At 38.7% G+C, this 17,901-nt stretch carries 21 protein-coding genes and 4 pseudogenes; 6 read left to right on the top strand and 19 right to left on the bottom strand.

Annotated elements, in window-relative coordinates; translation table 11 throughout:
• Nucleotides 1–141: 141 nt before the first annotated feature.
• Both HW423_RS11500 and HW423_RS01620 read right to left on the bottom strand, forming a co-directional pair.
• Nucleotides 142–282, bottom strand: a complete 141-nt coding sequence (locus tag HW423_RS11500) for an IclR family transcriptional regulator C-terminal domain-containing protein (RefSeq protein ID WP_218930293.1) — start codon at nt 280–282, stop codon at nt 142–144.
• Nucleotides 283–337: 55 nt separating this feature from the next.
• On the bottom strand, nt 338–547 hold the full coding sequence (locus HW423_RS01620) for an IclR family transcriptional regulator (RefSeq protein WP_218930215.1): 210 nt from the start codon (nt 545–547) through the stop codon (nt 338–340).
• A gap of 260 nt (nt 548–807) precedes the next feature.
• On the opposite strand from HW423_RS01620, the gene HW423_RS01625 reads away from it, so the two are divergent.
• The gene (locus HW423_RS01625) at nt 808–999 is read left to right on the top strand and encodes a YtoQ family protein (protein ID WP_268951455.1); all 192 of its coding nucleotides are present in this window, start codon (nt 808–810) and stop codon (nt 997–999) included.
• A gap of 110 nt (nt 1,000–1,109) precedes the next feature.
• Here the strand turns inward: HW423_RS01625 and HW423_RS01630 are convergent, their stop codons facing one another.
• Complete coding sequence (locus HW423_RS01630) at nt 1,110–1,421, bottom strand: hypothetical protein (RefSeq protein WP_218930216.1); 312 nt, start codon at nt 1,419–1,421, stop codon at nt 1,110–1,112.
• A gap of 106 nt (nt 1,422–1,527) precedes the next feature.
• Between HW423_RS01630 and HW423_RS01635 the strand changes: the two genes are divergently transcribed.
• Nucleotides 1,528–2,271 carry a cyclase family protein gene (locus HW423_RS01635; RefSeq protein ID WP_218930217.1) on the top strand — a complete coding sequence of 248 codons (744 nt, stop codon included), beginning with the start codon at nt 1,528–1,530 and terminating at the stop codon, nt 2,269–2,271.
• A gap of 10 nt (nt 2,272–2,281) precedes the next feature.
• Here HW423_RS01635 and HW423_RS01640 read toward each other — a convergent pair whose 3' ends face one another.
• From HW423_RS01640 to HW423_RS11275, 3 genes are all read right to left on the bottom strand, one after another.
• Complete coding sequence (locus HW423_RS01640; protein ID WP_218930218.1) at nt 2,282–2,449, bottom strand: hypothetical protein; 168 nt, start codon at nt 2,447–2,449, stop codon at nt 2,282–2,284.
• 600 nt (nt 2,450–3,049) lie between these two features.
• Entirely contained in the window at nt 3,050–5,203 is a 2,154-nt protein-coding gene (gene recQ, locus HW423_RS01645; protein ID WP_218930219.1) for a DNA helicase RecQ, read from the bottom strand.
• A 265-nt stretch (nt 5,204–5,468) separates the two neighbouring features.
• Nucleotides 5,469–5,600 carry a hypothetical protein gene (locus HW423_RS11275; protein WP_268951453.1) on the bottom strand — a complete coding sequence of 44 codons (132 nt, stop codon included), beginning with the start codon at nt 5,598–5,600 and terminating at the stop codon, nt 5,469–5,471.
• Between the two features lie 90 nt (nt 5,601–5,690).
• On the opposite strand from HW423_RS11275, the gene HW423_RS01650 reads away from it, so the two are divergent.
• A complete protein-coding gene (locus HW423_RS01650; protein ID WP_218930220.1) occupies nt 5,691–6,341 on the top strand; it encodes an SDR family oxidoreductase in 651 nt (216 codons plus the stop codon).
• Nucleotides 6,342–6,748: 407 nt separating this feature from the next.
• On the opposite strand, the gene HW423_RS01655 is transcribed toward HW423_RS01650, so the two are convergent.
• The 5 genes from HW423_RS01655 to HW423_RS01675 all read right to left on the bottom strand — a co-directional run bounded on the left by HW423_RS01655 (nt 6,749) and on the right by HW423_RS01675 (nt 10,780).
• Nucleotides 6,749–7,621: a DMT family transporter gene (locus HW423_RS01655; protein ID WP_218930221.1), complete on the bottom strand. Its 873-nt coding sequence runs from the start codon at nt 7,619–7,621 to the stop codon at nt 6,749–6,751.
• A 50-nt stretch (nt 7,622–7,671) separates the two neighbouring features.
• Complete coding sequence (locus HW423_RS01660; RefSeq protein ID WP_218930222.1) at nt 7,672–8,604, bottom strand: serine hydrolase; 933 nt, start codon at nt 8,602–8,604, stop codon at nt 7,672–7,674.
• Nucleotides 8,605–8,667: 63 nt separating this feature from the next.
• A complete protein-coding gene (locus HW423_RS01665) occupies nt 8,668–9,015 on the bottom strand; it encodes a zinc ribbon domain-containing protein YjdM (protein ID WP_218930223.1) in 348 nt (115 codons plus the stop codon).
• Between the two features lie 31 nt (nt 9,016–9,046).
• Nucleotides 9,047–9,817 carry a M15 family metallopeptidase gene (locus HW423_RS01670; RefSeq protein ID WP_218930224.1) on the bottom strand — a complete coding sequence of 257 codons (771 nt, stop codon included), beginning with the start codon at nt 9,815–9,817 and terminating at the stop codon, nt 9,047–9,049.
• Between the two features lie 135 nt (nt 9,818–9,952).
• Nucleotides 9,953–10,780, bottom strand: a complete 828-nt coding sequence (locus HW423_RS01675) for an exodeoxyribonuclease III (protein ID WP_218930225.1) — start codon at nt 10,778–10,780, stop codon at nt 9,953–9,955.
• 170 nt (nt 10,781–10,950) lie between these two features.
• On the opposite strand from HW423_RS01675, the gene HW423_RS01680 reads away from it, so the two are divergent.
• The gene (locus HW423_RS01680; RefSeq protein ID WP_218930302.1) at nt 10,951–12,021 is read left to right on the top strand and encodes a hypothetical protein; all 1,071 of its coding nucleotides are present in this window, start codon (nt 10,951–10,953) and stop codon (nt 12,019–12,021) included.
• 24 nt (nt 12,022–12,045) lie between these two features.
• Complete coding sequence (locus HW423_RS01685) at nt 12,046–12,744, top strand: PspA/IM30 family protein (RefSeq protein ID WP_218930226.1); 699 nt, start codon at nt 12,046–12,048, stop codon at nt 12,742–12,744.
• Nucleotides 12,745–12,807: 63 nt separating this feature from the next.
• Here HW423_RS01685 and HW423_RS01690 read toward each other — a convergent pair whose 3' ends face one another.
• The 3 genes from HW423_RS01690 to HW423_RS11035 all read right to left on the bottom strand — a co-directional run bounded on the left by HW423_RS01690 (nt 12,808) and on the right by HW423_RS11035 (nt 13,611).
• The gene (locus HW423_RS01690) at nt 12,808–13,110 is read right to left on the bottom strand and encodes a DUF1294 domain-containing protein (RefSeq protein ID WP_235956214.1); all 303 of its coding nucleotides are present in this window, start codon (nt 13,108–13,110) and stop codon (nt 12,808–12,810) included.
• A 149-nt stretch (nt 13,111–13,259) separates the two neighbouring features.
• On the bottom strand, nt 13,260–13,472 hold the full coding sequence (locus HW423_RS11030) for a phosphotransferase (protein ID WP_235956215.1): 213 nt from the start codon (nt 13,470–13,472) through the stop codon (nt 13,260–13,262).
• The gene (locus HW423_RS11035; RefSeq protein ID WP_235956217.1) at nt 13,438–13,611 is read right to left on the bottom strand and encodes a hypothetical protein; all 174 of its coding nucleotides are present in this window, start codon (nt 13,609–13,611) and stop codon (nt 13,438–13,440) included. The genes HW423_RS11030 and HW423_RS11035 overlap by 35 nt, the downstream gene beginning before the upstream one ends.
• Before the next feature lie 132 nt (nt 13,612–13,743).
• Here HW423_RS11035 and HW423_RS11040 point away from each other — a divergent pair.
• Nucleotides 13,744–14,050: pseudogene (locus HW423_RS11040) on the top strand (MGMT family protein).
• A 382-nt stretch (nt 14,051–14,432) separates the two neighbouring features.
• Here HW423_RS11040 and HW423_RS01700 read toward each other — a convergent pair.
• The 5 genes and pseudogenes from HW423_RS01700 to HW423_RS11280 all read right to left on the bottom strand — a co-directional run.
• The gene (locus tag HW423_RS01700) at nt 14,433–15,602 is read right to left on the bottom strand and encodes an IS256 family transposase (protein ID WP_218930227.1); all 1,170 of its coding nucleotides are present in this window, start codon (nt 15,600–15,602) and stop codon (nt 14,433–14,435) included.
• A gap of 226 nt (nt 15,603–15,828) precedes the next feature.
• Nucleotides 15,829–16,539, bottom strand: a pseudogene (locus HW423_RS01705) (dihydroorotate dehydrogenase); the annotation flags it as partial.
• Nucleotides 16,521–16,628, bottom strand: a pseudogene (locus HW423_RS11045) (antibiotic biosynthesis monooxygenase); the annotation flags it as partial. The pseudogenes HW423_RS01705 and HW423_RS11045, both read right to left, overlap by 19 nt.
• Before the next feature lie 6 nt (nt 16,629–16,634).
• Entirely contained in the window at nt 16,635–17,507 is an 873-nt protein-coding gene (locus tag HW423_RS01710; RefSeq protein ID WP_218930229.1) for a Rossmann-fold NAD(P)-binding domain-containing protein, read from the bottom strand.
• Nucleotides 17,508–17,770: 263 nt separating this feature from the next.
• Nucleotides 17,771–17,893, bottom strand: a pseudogene (locus tag HW423_RS11280) (DUF1697 domain-containing protein); the annotation flags it as partial.
• Nucleotides 17,894–17,901: the final 8 nt, after the last annotated feature.

Raw genomic sequence — 17,901 nt, forward strand, 5'->3', positions numbered from 1 at the left:
AATTGCACTTCAATAAACAGATTACTTCAGAATATATTTTATAAAATATAGGTCCAAATTACCATTCATATGCATGTGCTTACCGAATAGGTAATTACGACTCAAAAAACTGTACAACTTTTGTACAGTTTCTATCTTTATTTAATTAGTCAGACGATAATAAGAAATACTAATACTGAACGCATAATGAGTGCGGTCAATTAGATTCACTATTGATACACCTACACAAAAGACATCTTCCTCTGATTCACGGTCATCAATAGCATAGCATTTTTTCAGAATCTTCCACTTGCCCCTTCAAATCTGCTGGATTAGTAATTTTATTAATATAAAAGATTTAATTATCTGGATATAGTTTTAAATGAACTGTTTCGCCAAATTGCTCATCTAAATGCATTAAAGCTAGATGTGTTTCACTAACAATGTCAAAATGAAAGTAGGTAGCATTCACTAAGTAAAGTAGCGTTGCTCCTAAAGCAAATCGTTTCCTCGTCTCATCACGCCACATATAACCAAGTAATATACGTGTGTCTAATATTTTGGACATCGTGAATAACGCTATATCCGCATGATTTGAGATATCATCCTTGTTAAGAGTTCTCCTGATTGTGACAGTACCCCCCTAGTATTAGATCAGCTTTTATTAAACAGTCCATATGTTTTTTTACCAACTTCAAACAGCCTGGATCCTCTTTCTTATGGCGAAAAATTCCTAGGTGAGCAATCGAATAACTATTAACGTGATGATGTTCTCTGATATTAATAATTTTCGCACTCAAATGCCGATGAATAAGTCGGATTATAGCACTGTTCGGCGACCAATATCGTCAATGGAATACAGCAATGGACGCAACAACTGCCATAAACCAAAACAAGCCACTGATTATTGTACATCCAACTGAATTAATTCAAGCTCTTAAAGAGTTATCAAATAAAGTGAATGTGACAGTCGAGACATTGCCCCAAGCTGTGGAAGTATTGGCTTACGTATTTAAATAATGATATAAAAAAAGCTCAGCAATTTTGGAGATTGTTCCAAGTTGTTGAGCTTTTTCGTGGCCGTGAGATTTTCTCAGGGACACGAAACCCGAATATATTCTTAATATCCTTTAAACCAACCTAATAAAGTTAACTACCGGCGTTTCATATGGATGTTTCTCAAAGATAATCGCCTCGGCAAGTTTTCTATCTGCTGCTTTTATCCTGAACTCAACTTTCAACTCATCTACTTCTTCAATCTCGCCAACCTCACCTATAAATGGGTTCGCCCCATCTAGGGGTCTAAAGTGGCCTTTTATAGGAGTGGCTGAATAACAATAATCGTAATTACCGTCTTTCAAAAGTTCTGCCTCATTCAAGGCAGCGATTAAATCATCCGTATTTTCTGCTGGTATAAATATTTCAACTTTTAAATAGGACATACTAAAGTCCCTCCCTTCTTACAATTCTCTACAATAGTGGTTTGCGTTGCTTTAATCTTAGTTAATAAGTAAAATTAAGTAAATAACATTTACAGGAGTGATACAAATGCATGCATTACATCAATTACTAAAAGATTTAAAAGGTTACAAATGGGTGAACCTAACTCATGAAGTGAATGATCAAATTCCAATTTATCATACATTTAATCCACTTCAAGAGAAACAAATTTCAAAAATGGAACAAGACCGCGTGCACTCACTTGAGTATACTATCGGTTCTTCTCATGGAACTCATATTGACGCGCCAAGTCATTTTGTTGAAGGGAAAAGAACTTTAGAAGATATCCCACAAAATGAACGCTTCTTACCTCTTTTTGTCATTCATCTAGAAGACAAAGTTAAAGACGATCCAGGGTACGCAGTGACTGTCGAAGATATTAAAGACTTTGAAGAAACATACGGTCAAATTCCTGAAGGCAGCTTTGTGGCTTTCTCAAGTGGTTGGTATAAACGCTTTGACGACCCTGATGCTTTCGTAAATAAAGACAAAGAAGGAGTTGAGCATACACCAGGATGGTCAATTCCGGCTTTAGAATTCTTAAGTCGCACACGTAAAGTCACTGCCATCGGTCATGAGACATTAAACACGGATAGTGGTGTCGACGCAGCTGAACAAGGCTTCTTAGATGCACAATACTATTGGTTGGCCGAAGATAAATTCCAAGTAGAATTATTAGCTAATCTTGACCAAGTCCCTGCCGTTGGTAGCATTATCTTTGTTACTGTTCCACATATTAAAGACTCACCTGGTTTCCCAGCTGAAGTTTTTGCGGTAATTCCGAATAATTAAAAAAAGAGGCTCATGCCTCTTTTATTAATTTCATTTGCACAGTAATCTTTCCTAAGACTTGTCCGCCTTCTAAAACTTTCAAGCCATCAACGACTTTCTCAAATGGTATCACACGATCAATAACTGGTCGAATTTTTCGGTTCCAAAGTTTAGATAAGTTTAGCCCTTGTGTGAGCACTCGCACCGATAACTTGGGCTGACTTTCCTGGTTCGACGTGCTTCAACAACTGAGTATTTTGGTATGCAACAACGCCGGCACTTGGTAAGCAGCATTTTCCAGTGCTTTATCCGCACTTAATTTTCTTAAACTTCTTGCTGGAACAACAATATATTCAGCAACAGTCCCGTAGCTCAATGGATTTGATGTGTCTACCCACACTACGTCGCCAACGATAAGATTCGAAACCAACGAGCCAAGCATTTCAACTGTTCACACTAAATCAGTACCTTAGATAAGATAGCCCGGTATACTCCAGCCCGTAAATCGCACTATCAGCCTCTTTTTTTATAGTGGGTGTTCCTAATTTATTTGTCCCTGAATTTAATTACTCTGGACAACTCATCGAAATGGAAGAAGCCTAAAATACCGATTACGCCCGTTTCTTAAAAATCGCTCGCCAAGAAGCAGCCCCATCTCACATTAGTATGATTCAACGTTTTAATAGTATGCATGATTTCAATACGACCTACAAACTCTTTGTACCTATTAAAAATTAACGCCTGATAAATAAAAGCACGCATCTAAAGGCTTTACTTCTCCTTAGATGCGTGCTTATTATTAAATATTATTTACTAAATAATCAATCAGGACGTATTTTATATCATCATAACTAATCTTTTCAGGCAAAGCTTCTTTAATCGCTTTCAGTGAGTCGGTCCCAACTTTTCGAATCGCTTGCTTGATTTGGTTCTTAATATATGATGACACATCCGCGTCAAATACTTCTAAATCCCCTTGCTCCGCAGCTTGTGTCAGATGCGACAAGATAGTGGCTTCAGTCATATTACGTTCAATCGCAATCTCCAATGGCGTCAGGCCACGTTCTGCATACTGAGCACTAATATAATAACTTGATTGTTCACCACTACTTTGTAGATCACCAGTTTCACTGTGTGGTTCGGCTTCGACTGTCGTATTCGGATTCGAAGAAGAATATTCTTGAATCGCAGGTAAGAAATAGCCCGCATACTTCTCTGCTTTAACCGATCCAACCCCTTCAACATCAAGGAATTCTTCATAAGTATTCGGCATACGACTCGCCATATCTTCCAAGGATTTATTAGAGAAGATAATATAAGCCGGCATCCCCTCTTCTTTGGCCAGTTGTGCCCGAACTTGACGTAATTGTTCATACAGATCCGCATTAACATCTTTAGATACTGTGCGTTTTTGACTGTTTGAAGCTTTAAGGTATTTACGTTCTTTAATTGTTAAAGTCGTCTTACCCATTAAAAGCATCTTAGATGCTTCCGTCGCATATAAACCGCGGTGTTCCGTCACGCCAATATACTGATAGGCTAATAATGCTGAAATGATGTCGCGGATTTGTTGAACAGAATAAGTTTTCATAATGCCGTAAGTCGACAGCTCGTCAAAGCGGTTATCTAGAACTCGCTGATTCTGACTTCCACGCAAGACATCAATAATCATCGTCATCCCAAATTGGTGCTTCATTCGAAGCATACACGATAAGATCATCTGTGCTTCTTTTGTCACATCGATTTGACGCATCTCACCCATACAATTTGAGCAATTTCCACAAGCTTCATTAGGGAATTCACCAAAATATCTTAAGATAAAATTCCGCAAACAACCCGTGAAGCTTGCGTACTGAATCATCATCTCTAACCGGCGGTGAGCCAATTCATCATTACTTTGCGCAATTAAGAACTTGTTCGTCATAATATCTTGAGAGTGATATAAAAGAATCGCTTCCGCATCAAGGGAATCACGTCCCGCACGGCCCGCTTCTTGGTAATAACTTTCTAAATCTTTCGGCAAGTTAAAGTGAATCACTTTCCGAACGTCAGTCTTATCAATTCCCATTCCAAAAGCATTTGTAGCGACAATTATATTACACTCATCATTAATGAACTCAGACTGAGATTGTTGTCTTTGGTCGTGTTCCATCCCAGCATGATACTTATTCACGGCATAGCCTTGTTGCTTCAACTCTAAATGCAACTTGTCGACTTGTTTACGCGTGTTGGCATAAATAATAATTGCTTCATCATGGTTAATTAAACTATGCAAAGTCACTAGACGATTGTTAGGTTCGATGACTGAGAATTTGATATTTGGTCGGTCAAAGGAATTTATGAAGATGCCTGGATCTTCTAATTCTAATTGAGCCACAATATCGTCTTGAACACGTTTCGTTGCTGTTGCGGTAAAGGCTGCCATCCTCGGTCTTTGAGGCAATTGGTTAATAAATTGTGTAATGTTTCGGTAGCTTGGTCTGAAATCAAAGCCCCATTGAGACACACAGTGCGCCTCATCCACAGCAAATAGTGAGATATTTTGTTTACTTAAAAATTCCTGGAAACTTGGATGCTCTAACCGTTCAGGTGCCACATATAACAACTTCAATGTTCTTTGGCGCAGTTGTTGTATGATATCTTGAAACTCTTCACTACTGATAGTCGAGTTCAAATAAGCTGCTTGTACTCCTAGTTGCGTCAACGTATCCACTTGATCTTTCATCAAGGAAATCAATGGTGATATTACTACGGTTAAGCCAGGTAACATTAAAGCCGGGAGTTGGTAACAAACTGACTTACCTCCCCCGGTTGGTAGAATCCCTATTGTGTCTTGCCCAGATAATATTGTATTTATTATTTTCTTTTGTCCAGGGCGAAAGGAAGAATACCCAAAATGCTCCTGTAATGATGCTTCTAACTGCACAAAATACGCCCTTTCTTTTAAAATCATTTTTTATCCTTAAATAGTTTAACATACAACTGAATTATTTAGAACATGAGGGTGTTCTCGGATATAGTGTACTTATTTCATCTAGAATGATTCGGTCACCGTAGTGGATCACCTTAAGTCAATCACCTCGGCTTAAACCTTGTGATTGAGCTTTCGTCTCGCTTTGCTACTTAATCTATATGTCGCTACCGCTCCTATGGCTTGAAGTACGCAAAATCGTCCTAATACTACTGTACCTCACCATTCTCACTTTCATATGCTATTACTAAGGACGTTCTACCGTATTTTTGTAAACGACTAGATACGGTCCCATGGCTACAATGAATTCGCTGAGTGAACGTAAATATGCGGTCACCGAATCATTCTCTCTTTCATCAGCATAAATAAACTGCTTCACACAAGCCGATTCTTTGTAAACAAAGGGGATTGTTGTTAAGATGAGATAGAAAATACAGTTAGATTAAAAGCTTTTGAAAGGAGTTTTTTAATGAAAGTATTAGTAGTAGGAGCAAATGGTAAAGTTGCTAGACACTTTGCTGAAATAGTCAAAGACCATGAAAGCATTCAAGAAAAAGCTATGATACGTAAGGCTGAACAAGAAAGTTTCTTTAGCGAACGAGGTATCGAAACAGTATTACTCGACTTAGCTAAGAACTCCATCGATGAATTAGCCGAAGCAGCTAGAGGCATGGATGCAGTAATATTCAGTGCAGGTGCTGGAGGAAAAGGCTTAGACAAGACAGTGAAAATTGACTTAGACGGCGCAATTAAAGCAATGACAGCTGCTGAACATGCCGGTGTTAAACGATTCGTGATGGTAAGTACATTCCGTACTGGACGCGAAGAAATGGAAAAAGAAAATTCTCTGCAAGTATACACCATCGCTAAAAACTATGCAGATGAATGGTTGAAAAACCGTACAGAATTAGACTGGACTATCGTTCACCCAGGTATTCTTGTAGACGAAAGCGGTACTGGAAAGATCAAAGTAGGAACAGACTTTGAAATCAATGAGATTCCACGTGAAGATGTTGCTCGCACACTGGTTGCCGTATTAGAAAACGACAACACGATTAAGAAAGAATTTGAAGTGTTAGCTGGCGACAAAGCCGTGAATGACGCTGTTAAATCACTATAATATATAACAAGTAATAACTGAGTCAGATCACATTATAAAGTGACTGACTCGGTTATTTTTATGGATTTATTCATTATCTTCATCACTATGTATTAGTGTGCCCCTTGCATTTGTAAACTCTAAAATTCTTTATCTTTATATATTGTGTTTCCCATGTATCATTTAATTGACAAATTAAATAATACTAGTTTTCGTTGTAAGAATAGTCAGTAGTTGAAACTGGAGAATCGAGTGAAATTTTGACTTTGCGGGGCGTCGTGAGTCAGCACGATGGACCGCAAATGAAGATACGGAGTGTCGTGAGTCTTCACGACGATCCGCAAACGAAAATACGGGGCGTCGTGCCAATTCACGACGCTCCCTAAGCAAAAAAACACTATCCATTCAAGAATAGTGTTAATCAACTTCTATAATACAACTTCAGACCGCTTTCTATAGTTAAACACTTCATTCATAACCGCTGAGCCTAGAATAAACAGCGTCCCAACCATTTGTATCGTGCTTAAAGGTTGGTGTAGCAATACTGCTGATAGGATAATAGCTGTAACTGGATCAATGTAGCTCAAGAGTGAGGACGTCTGAGCTGGTAATTTATTCAAAGCTTCAAAGAAGAGTTGGTAAACCCATCCTGTGTGAACAACTCCGACAATCAGTAAAAGGCCAAGCACTGAAGGTGTGAAGCTCAACCCACTTAAATCCTCGGTCAGGAATACATATGGAACCATCACCACTGCTGAGACCAATAATTGGAAGAAAGTTAATTCCAATCCTGGTAAGCCTTTAGTCTTTTTATTTAAAATCATGATCCATGCATACAGTACAGCTGCACCGATTCCGTACCCGACACCGATTAAGTTAACTTGCACCCCACCAAACACACCTGAAATTAAAACAGCTCCGAACAAGGCAGAAATGGTACTGAAGAGATTATAAATCGTCATTTTTTCATTTAAAACAAAAGGTGCTAGCAATACCACAAAGGCTGGTGCCATATAATAGCACAAAGTTGCAACAGCCACGCTTGTATACTGATACGCCTCAAATAGGAAAATCCAATTAAAACCAATCGCAGTTCCTGAAATAATTAAGTATTTCGCATTTTTCTTAACGACAGCCCAATCGATGTTAGTTTGTTTAAAAATCATGACACCGAGGAGGAAAAGTGTTCCAATAACGGCTCTAAACATTGCTATCACCGCAGATGGCAGCGGAATAAAATGAACAAAAATCCCGATTGACCCTACAATTAACATTGCGACAATTAAATTAACTTTATCCAAAACAAAATCCCCCTCTGGTTTTAAAATTTTAATAGTATTTTAACATAATTCTAATCTGTTTGTGTGTTTTGTTTTTGGAATTTGCTCCACTCATTCATTCGAAGATTCATCGTCGCTAAAAATTCATCCACCGTCCCTTGGCCATTGGTTAAGACAACTAAAGCATAGACCGGTTCGCCGTCCTCCATATAAATGCCAGAATCGTGAAGAGACCCGCCAATACTACCATATTTTGTGAACATGCCTTCTTGGATATATTTTTTAAAATATTCTGCTTCGGTATTCCCACTAAGTGAAGTTAAAATATAACTGTATTTATCTTCGGTAGCGACCGGGAGTAAAATATTCAAAATCATCTGGGCGTCAGCCATATTATTCGTTGTATACTCAGCTTGATCAAACGACAGCCCGCTTAAATTTAAAAGTGACTCTTGTATATTTCCATAAATTTGCTGGTAATAAGAGAAAAGCATATTAAAAGCGGTGTTATCAGACAGAGCTAATGAATTGTAAAACAACTCATATAAAGGATATGACGCCTTTTTCTCACCATTCGTCACTGGACCGGCACCTGCCTCGAATAAAGCGTCATTATAAGGTAACTCTGTCTCAAAAGTCATCACACCATCGGCAATTAAATCAGCGTAAAGTCTAGCAACACCTACTTTCGTCACACTTCCGACAAGCATAGGGAATCGCTCGTTATAGAAAAAATCTGTGTCAGTCTGGTAATTATGATAGGCAACTGAAACAGCCTCTGGATTCAAACCGAATTCTTGGATTGTTGCAGTCACTAATTCTTCCATAGAGGTGAATTGACTATAGTCTTGTGATAATTCTTCAGTCACAGACTCCTCTGTCTCACTCATAACAGACTCATTTTGAGTCTTCTCTTCTTCTTCAATGACTGGCACGGATTCTTCAGTTGTACTACACGCCACCAATAAAAACAAGGAAGCTAGTAACGATATTTTCTTGAACAACTTGCCCACCTCTTCATTTTTGTTAAATACCCCACTTTATTCAGTGAGGTAAAATTTAATTGTTTATGCTTTTTTAACGAATTCAGACTTTAACTTCATCGCTCCGAAACCATCAATCTTACAATCAATATCATGTCTATCAACTGGATCAATAATTAACTTAATATTTTTTACTTTCGTTCCTTGCTTAATCGCTGATTTGAAGCCTTTTACTTTCAAATCTTTGACAACGATAACTGTGTCACCGTCCGCAAGCTCATTCCCATTCGAATCTGTAATTGTTTCGCTAGCCTCGATGTCTGCTTGTTCAGTTGCAGTCCATTCGTAAGCACATTCAGGACAGACGAATAATGCACCATCTTCATACGTGTATTCCGACTGACATTGTGGGCAATTAGGTACGTTTTCCATTCTGCACCTCCTTATTTTTTATTGAAAATAATTATACCTCAGCTGTATCTCTTAAATTGATTAAAGCTAAGTACTCTTCAAGTGTCAAACCATGTTCATACATAAATGACGCGTGGTCTTTTCCTACATATCGAATATGCCAAGGTTCGTATTCGTAACCAGTGATGTGTGCTTTTCCTTCTAAGTAGCGTAAGATAAAGCCATAATCATGGCCATTCTCTGCTAACCAAATCGCAGAACCGTATTGTCCGTAGGCTTGGTGTAAATCACGTCCGTATTCTTGCCAATCCGTTCCAAGTAAATCAAAAGCCAATCCAGTCGAATGTTCAGTCGCATCTGCTGGGGCAATAAACATGTCCGTCATATAAAAGGCATCCGCATCACTATAACCATCCGCAATATACATATTATAACGACTATCAAAGTTCATTGCTTGATAGGCAATTGTTCGGTGAGCAGAGACAGTTTCAAAGTAGTATCCTGCTTGTTCTGCTGCAGTAATTAAAGCATTAAACTCTTCGAAAATATTTGCGTTGTAGGCATGCCCCGTCCCTGTCCAAGCAAATTCCATATCTAAATCTGCTTCCAAACGGTTTTCTCGGTTGATCAACATTAGTGCTGGATCATCTAAAGATGCATCCTCTGGCAAGGCTTCAACTAATTCTTCTACAGTTAAATCAGATTTAAATGGTTCAATGAGTTCGGTATCAATCAACTCAATCGCTCCAATGTTTTTAACGGGTAAAGTTATCAAGACAACCACTGTCATTAAAAAATAACGCCATTTAGTTTTAAATTTCATTAATTTAAGCTCCTTCATTAAGATTACTCATCTATTATCTCAAATTTTCTCAGTAAGACAACCTTTTTCAATAAGATTTTAAACTAAAACACACCAGCCATTATAAAACAAACTGATGTGTCATTATAATACATTTTAAATATCAATTTCCAACAAGGTTGGGGTGTGGTCTTGACGAGTTCCTGAATCAATCATTTCAGATTTTTGAACTTTATCCGCAATTCGATCACTTACTAACCAGTAGTCAATTCTCCACCCTGAGTTGTTGATTTTACTAGTCTTTGCGCGTTGATTCCACCATGAATAAACGCCTTCCACATCTCCGTGAATATAACGGAATGTATCTGTAAAGCCGCGAGCTAATAGATTTGTGAACCCTTCACGCTCTTCGTCCGTAAAGCCAGCTGATCGACGGTTACTCTTAGGATTCTTCAAGTCAATTTCTTTGTGAGCGACGTTATAGTCACCTGTTGCAATCACAGGTTTCTCTTTATCAAGGCTCGCTAAGTAATCCGCATATTTAATATCCCATTGTTGACGCTCTTCTAAACGAACTAAGCCCGAACCAGCATTCGGTGTATATACTTGTGTAATAAAGAAATCATCAAATTCAAGTGTAATAATACGCCCTTCCGCATCCATGGTACTTGGTGCACCAATTTCTGGATATGTAACATTAGGTGAAAGGAAGTTTTTGAATAAGAACATTGTCCCGGCATAACTTTTACGGGCAGGTTCTTTTGAACTATTCCAAGCGATGGTGTAATCTGGCACGTCTTCTTGCAAGATTTCTAAATGCTTTTTAGTTGGTCCTTTACTTGATAATTTAGTTTCTTGAATCGCTATTACATCTGGGTCTTCATCTTTAATTGTCTTTAGTACAGCTCTTGATAATTCTGCTCTCGCTGAGTCACTAGTTAAAGCTGCGTTAAGTGAATCGATATTCCATGAAATTAATTTCACTGTCATTCTCCTCGTATACTTTATTTATTCTTATTCATTTTATATTTAACTGCTTGGATGGTCAAACATTGTGATAATTTCTTTATAAAAGGGTTCAAAATTGATTGATGATTGCGATTTATGATATATTTAATTCAAGACAACGAAGACGGAAAATATGGAAGAGAGGGATGTCTATGGCAAGAGGAGGAGGCCGCGGAGGTGGCGGCGGTGGTCGCAGCGGCGGCTTCGGTGGGTCTCGTGGTGGCGGTGGTCGCAGTAGTTCTGGTGGACGCGGTGGCGGATCATTCGGTGGGAGTCGTGGCGGAGGCTCTTGGGGTGGTGGCGGTTCTTGGGGCGGTGGAGGTTACAATTCTCGTCCAGTCATTCGAACCGGACCAATCTTTACCTCATGGGGTTCTCGTCGTAGAAGAAGTTCCTTTGGTGGTGGCCCTTACGGAGGCGGAGGTGGCGGTGGCTGTTCAAGCACACTCCTCTCAATGATTATTATTGGTGTAATCATCATGTTCATATTACCAATGATATTTGGTGGTATGGGGGGGAGTTCGAATAATAATTCATCAAACTCTGAAACTTCTGTAACGCGCTCAACCATTGAACGTGAGCCACTTCCTGCAGGATCAGTCAATGAAACAGATTATTATACCGATGACGCCAACTGGGTTGAAAACCAAACAGTTATGAATGACGGTTTACGTCATTTCTATGAAAAAACAGGTGTGCAACCTCATGTCTATATTACAACTGAAATTAATGGTTCAAGCAACGCTTCAATGTCGGAAGTTGAGGAGTATACCAATGAACTTTACGATGAATTATTTACCGATGAAGCTCACTTATTGTTAATGTTTTATGAAGGTACACCAAGTAATTACACAACCTATTATGTCACGGGTTCCCAAGCTGACCAAGTGATTGATAGAGAAGCGGCGGACATACTATTAGATTACATTGACCGATATTACTATGACATGAATCTCAACACTTCTGAATTCTTTAGCAAGTCATTCCGTGATGCAGCTGATCGAATTATGGACGTAACAACTTCACCTTGGATACCTGTCCTACTAGTAATAGGTGGCGTGATTCTCGTTGGAATCCTATTCTTATGGTGGCGTAAGCGTAAGGAACAAGAAGCGATTGAAGCCAAACGTACCGAAGATATGTTAAGTAAACCGATAGACATTTTTGGAAAAAGTTCTGAAGCAGACGATTTAGCAAAAAAATACGAAGACAAATAATATACAATTTGGAGGAATTACATTATGGCTATACTAAATAGATTTAAAGACATTATTAGTGCAAATATCAACTCCACCATTGACCGCATGGAAGATCCTGAGAAAATGATCGACCAATACTTACGTGATATGTTAGAAGACTTAGCTGAAGTAAAAGAAAGTACCGCAAGTGTGATGGCTGAAGAAACTCGCAGCAAACGTAAAGTCGATGAGAATGAAGCTGAAGTTAAGAAATTCGAAGAATTAGCTAAAAAAGCGCTTGAAGCTAATAACGAAGACGACGCACGTATCTTCTTATCTAAGAAACAAGAAGTTGAAAATGTCGGTGCCGGTTACGCAACAGCTTACGCTGCCGCACATGAAAATGCCGTTAAAATGCGTCAAATGCATGACAAATTGGCGAAGGATATCGATACATTGAAACACCGTCGTGCAATGATTAAAGGTAAAATGTCAGTGGCAAATACTCAAAAAACAATTAATGATGCCACAGGTAACGTTACTCAATCTGAGAATGCGATTGGAAACTTCGAAAGAATGGAAGACAAAGCAAACCGTATGCTAGACGAAGCAAATGCTATGTCAGAATTAAATACGGAACCGATTGACGAAGCCAAAGCTTTAGAAGAAAAATACGCTTCAAATACTTCCGCTGCTGTTGAAGATGAATTATCTCGTCTTAAACAACAAATGGGTCTAGATTCAACAGATACAGAATCTTAAAAATAAAATTAAACGCCCTTCTTTCAGTGCTTGTCACTGAAAGAAGGGCGTTTTTTTACATACTTATATAGACTGTAATACTTCCGAAACGAGCCAAGCCCACACTCCTACAGTGAACACTGCAGTAATTGGAATCCAAAATTGAAACTTACGATGCTTCGTCTTATGTCTAAAGAAACGCATACCTAAGAAAGCACCTAGACCTCCAAACAGAAAACTCGCTTGTAGTAATTTTCTTTCTGAAATTCGGTATTGTCCAGTTCGTGAATATTGTTTATCACGGTAGTAAAGATAACACGTGTACACATTCATTAAACCAATAAATAAGATACCGATCATCTCTATCATTCTAATATACTCTTGCATTTATTCACTCTTTCTATTGTAACTTAGCCTTGACTCAACTTATCTTGAGCCGCTTTTTTATAATCTTCACTTCCAGACGATTCCGCAAACTCCGCAATCGTAATGGCTTGCGTTGATAGAACTTCAATAATATGCTCTTTCATCTTTGGTCATGTATATCCGCCCGCTGCTTGATATTCCTGAATTAAATTCTCCAACTCAGCCTCTCCAAACAATAAGTAATGCGCTGTAAAGTCATTGGAAACATCCGTATGCTTCGCCTCAGTCCAGTCAATAATTCCGATGACTTTTGAATTGGAATCAATCAACATATGACCTGGATACAAATCACCATGAATAAAGCCGGTCTCTTTTGGCCACAAGTCGTCTTGGTACGCGTAATATCCACTTTTGTCCATTCGCGTCTTTAGCAATCACAACTTTAAAGTCCAAATCAATATTAACTTCTTCTAAAGTATCCTCATTTAAATGAATCCCATATTTCTTAGCAATTTCAATCATGTCATCACCCTTTCGTAGGTGTTCTATAATGACTGATTTATATTCTCCTTATTATTGTAACTTAAACTGCTAAAAATACAAAATAACCTCTATGTTATTTTAGATATAAAATAAATAGTCTGAGGACTTTCCATGGTCGCAAAATTTTCAGAAAATTTAATCTATGCAATACTATCCGTTGTAGATGAGATACCGAAAGGAAAAATCGCATCATAGGGACAAGTTGCCAAACTCATTGACCGTCCGAAAAATGCTCGTCTTGTCGGAAAGATACTCAGCCAAGCTGGTACTATGGTGCTTACCCTTGCCACCGCGTGGTGAATCATGCCGACAGACCCGTGCCAACTTTCCGTGATCAAAAGGACTTGTCACTTAATGAAGGCGTTGAGTTAAAAATCTAACACATTTGGATATAAAAAATTGCCAGTGGGATATGTGATTGTGCGTTAACTTGAGACAAACGGCGATGTCATTTGGCTTGAGTTCGGGCAACTAAAGACAAATGGCGATTCCATTTGGCTTGAGTTTGGACAACTAAGGACAAACGGTGGTTTCATTTGGCTTGAGTTCGCTAAACTAAAGACAAACGGCGATTCCATTTGGCTTGAGTTCGGGCAACTAAAGACAAATGGCGATTCCATTCGGCTTGAGTTCGATCAACTAAGGACGAACCGCAGTTCCATTTGTCCTGAGTTCGGACAACTAAGGACAAACGGCAATTCCATTTGGCTTGAGTTTGGGCAACTAAAGACAAACGGTGTCAAGTCCATAATCTTGTGTAAAAGTCTCAATGTAGTTATATCATCTGGTCATCATGCACATCACACTTGTAAGAATGTCCGAGCGTTATTTTCCCAATTTTCGTGGAAATCAATTAATATCGAACCGATTAAACGCTCTGCAGAGGCTATGTTTGGATAAATTCCAATCACTCTGTCTCGCCGTCTAATTTCACGATTCAGACGCTCAACTGAATTGGTTGTGCGCAACGAAACATGAAAAGCTTCGGGTTCTAACATATATTGAATGGCATCCTCAAAACCATTATCTAAAATCTTTAAGGCTTCAGTATACTTGGGATTATCTTTAAGTTGCGATTCATAGGCTTGTTTCAACTCACGCGCATGTTGTTGTGTTGGTGCTTGGAGGATCTTTCTAAGTATTTTTCTTTCTTCTTTACTGTTCTTTTTAGGCATTACATCAATAATGTTTCTAATAAAGTGAAATGTATAGCGTTGCCAAATAGTCCCTACAAAGACTTTACGAATCGCTTTTTTCAGTCCAGCATGGGCATCAGAAATAACCATGGTTGGTGTCTGTAGTCCACGCGAGCGTAAATCTAGAAAGAAGCGTGACCAGGCTGCTTCGGTTTCTTCTTCTGAGACCATAAAACCGACGATTTCTCGTTTATTTATATCATTAACACCTTGGGCGATATAAACAGCTTTAGACACGACGCGATTGTCCTCTCTCACTTTGATATACATTGCGTCTACATATAAGTAACGAAATTTAGAGTGCGATAACGACCGTTGTTTAAACGCTTCAATTTGTGGATCTAATTCCTGCATGATGTCTGAGACAAAGGACTTGGATACATTTTCGCCACAGAGCTGTTCCACTATTTTCGTGACTTTTCGAGTAGAAACACCCATAATGACCATCTCAATCATCCCAAGGACAAACGCTTTATCCATCCGCTGGTAGCTGTTAAACACGTCTGTTTTAAACTCGCCTGATCTCGTCCGTGGTACTTTTAAGTTGATGCTCCCGATATTTAGCATGAGGTCCCGTTCGTAATAGCCATTCCGCTGATCTTTTCGTTCCGAAGTCCGTTCATAGTTCTCTGCTTTAATGTAGCGATCACGTTCAACTTCCATATAAGCGTTAAAGACAGTGACAGCTAATGATTTCATCATCGCATTCATATCGCTATTCATGACTGCCTCTGTTAATTCTTCTAAATTTAAGGTAATATTTAATTGAGCCATAATAATCTTCCTTTCAATGTTTGTCTGTCAACTACATTGTACCAAAGAGATTATTATGGTTTTTTACTTTTACACAATTATATGGGCTTTATCACAAACGGCGATTCCATTTGGCTTGAGTTCGCTAAACTAAAGACAAACGGTGATTCCATTTGGCTTGAGTTTGGACAACTAAAGACAAACGACATGCCCATTTTGCTTGAATTCACTCAAATGATTGTTTTTCCTATTTATTAGAAGCGCGGTTACTTTTAACTTGATCAATAAGAGCTTGAATTGACTCAATCCCCGATTCATCCATTCTTGCTGGTAAGTCACGAATAATTTCTGGACAAACCATCGGATTATTGTAATTCTCTGTTCCTATTTGAACGGCTGTAGCACCCGCCATATACATTTCTAACACGTCATCAACCGTCTTGATGCCGCCAATACCAATAATCGGTATAGTCACGGCTTTCGCAACTTGATAGACCATTCTTAAGGCAACGTGTTTGAGTGCGGTACCTGATAAACCACCTGTGATCCCCCCTAAGATAGGCTGGCCAGTCGTTAAGTCAAAGGCCATACTTGTTATCGTATTAATCATTGAGATGGCATCGGCTCCCGCTGCCTCTACCGCTTGGGCAATTTCTACAATATCCGTTACGTTGGGCGTTAACTTCACATAGATAGGTAGACTGGTCACAGATTTACATGCTTTAGTTAAGCGTGCCGCCACTTCTGAATTCGTACCAAAAGCTACACCGCCTTCTTTAACATTCGGGCAGGAGATATTTAATTCAATTGCCTTGACATTAGGTGCCGTAGAGATCTGACGGCACATCTCGATGTAATCTTCCTCGGTTGACCCTGCCACACTCGCAATGATTGGCGCACCAAAGCCTTCAAGGAAAGGCAATTTCTCAGATAGAACGGCTTCGACGCCTGGATTCTTTCAACGACGCCTTTTGACATCATCTCTTTCGCAAATTTTAAAGCATTGCCTTCCTTGCCTGTGTAATAAATATTAATTGTAATTGTCATGCAACTTTATCCTTCTTGTGCAATATCTTGTATTAGTGGTTTCAGCCAGTCTTCGAGATTGTTTAATTCAAAGCCTTCAGCTTCAATCTTATCTGAACGCAAATATTGGTCATGAACGGTGCTAAATGGCGATTCATGTGACCGGTCATTCGTATACTCAACCTTTACTTGTTTTCCAGTCATCTCTTCTAACCAAGCTATAAAAGTTTCGACAGTAATTGCGTTGCGTGAACTAATATTATAGATGCCTTCTTTTTGGTTCTCAATCGCCCACACAATCGACTCTGCTGCTTTCGTTCCTTTGACGTAATTTACTTTAATTTCTGGATCTGTAAAGTAAACAACTTCGTCATTCATTACTTTCTCAACATAAAAATGCAGACGCTCAGTATAATCATCTAAATCCAGGACAATTGGGAAGCGAAATGCTGTAAGTTTGAACGGTGCTTCATTAAATAATACTTGTTCAACTTGCCTTTTACCTTCGCCATAATTTACTTCAATATTTGGGTCAATATGATAATTTAAAGGATCAAAGTCCACTTCAGTGTAGCCATCAATATCCCCACTGTAAACCGCCATAGACGAAGTAAAGTAAAGATGATCTATAGAATCCTTGAATTTATCCATAATAATTCGCGCATCATCTGCCGTGTAACAAATATTGTCAAAGACTGCATCCCAAGTTTGCTCAGTCACTTCAGCCCATCCTTCGTGGCTCGCATCGCGTGCATCTAGAGTAATGTGCATAGCTTTTCCTTCAAAGGGATTGGGTTTATTTCCACGTGTTGCTATCGTCACATCATGACCGCTATCTAATAATTGTTGTACTGCCTTCATTCCAAAGAAATTGGTTCCACCTAATACTAATAATTTCATTTTGTACCTGCTTTCTTTAATTTTCCATTCGTTTTTGATAAATCTTTTCGTATGTTTTTGTATTTCGAACAGTCATTTGCTTATAACATGGAGACTTCACTAAGTATCTTGCATACGCCGTCTTTTGTAATTGGCTTCGTCGTATTTCCCCAAATAAACTGCTAACTCACCAAAATGAATTTCTTCATTCCACCCAGTCATAAATTTAAGTAATCTGCTTTGTTAGTTTTAGCACAAATAATGATTGAAAGTAAATCATAATCCTATGCCTCTTTTAAATGAGTTTGAACTTTTTCTCTAATCGAATTGATATCTTCATCGCTATTAAAGAAAAGATTCCCGCTATTGATATAAGAAGTCACTTGGGTAAATCCAAGCGCTTCTAGGTTTTCTC

Source organism: Ruoffia halotolerans (assembly GCF_014049385.1).
GTDB classification, from domain to species: domain Bacteria; phylum Bacillota; class Bacilli; order Lactobacillales; family Aerococcaceae; genus Ruoffia; species Ruoffia halotolerans.

Excerpts from the sequence above, each read along its gene's own strand:
- HW423_RS11035 (WP_235956217.1), bottom strand. The coding sequence starts at position 13,611 with ATGATTGAAATTGCTAAGAAATATGGGATTCATTTAAATGAGGATACT.
- HW423_RS01620 (WP_218930215.1), bottom strand. The coding sequence starts at position 547 with ATGTCCAAAATATTAGACACACGTATATTACTTGGTTATATGTGGCGT.
- HW423_RS01710 (WP_218930229.1), bottom strand. The coding sequence starts at position 17,507 with ATGAAATTATTAGTATTAGGTGGAACCAATTTCTTTGGAATGAAGGCA.
- HW423_RS01635 (WP_218930217.1), top strand. The coding sequence starts at position 1,528 with ATGCATGCATTACATCAATTACTAAAAGATTTAAAAGGTTACAAATGG.
- HW423_RS01670 (WP_218930224.1), bottom strand. The coding sequence starts at position 9,817 with ATGAAATTTAAAACTAAATGGCGTTATTTTTTAATGACAGTGGTTGTC.
- HW423_RS01680 (WP_218930302.1), top strand. The coding sequence starts at position 10,951 with ATGTCTATGGCAAGAGGAGGAGGCCGCGGAGGTGGCGGCGGTGGTCGC.
- HW423_RS01650 (WP_218930220.1), top strand. The coding sequence starts at position 5,691 with ATGAAAGTATTAGTAGTAGGAGCAAATGGTAAAGTTGCTAGACACTTT.
- HW423_RS01665 (WP_218930223.1), bottom strand. The coding sequence starts at position 9,015 with ATGGAAAACGTACCTAATTGCCCACAATGTCAGTCGGAATACACGTAT.
- HW423_RS01690 (WP_235956214.1), bottom strand. The coding sequence starts at position 13,110 with ATGCAAGAGTATATTAGAATGATAGAGATGATCGGTATCTTATTTATT.
- recQ (WP_218930219.1), bottom strand. The coding sequence starts at position 5,203 with ATGATTTTAAAAGAAAGGGCGTATTTTGTGCAGTTAGAAGCATCATTA.
- HW423_RS01630 (WP_218930216.1), bottom strand. The coding sequence starts at position 1,421 with ATGTCCTATTTAAAAGTTGAAATATTTATACCAGCAGAAAATACGGAT.
- HW423_RS01700 (WP_218930227.1), bottom strand. The coding sequence starts at position 15,602 with ATGGCTCAATTAAATATTACCTTAAATTTAGAAGAATTAACAGAGGCA.
- HW423_RS01685 (WP_218930226.1), top strand. The coding sequence starts at position 12,046 with ATGGCTATACTAAATAGATTTAAAGACATTATTAGTGCAAATATCAAC.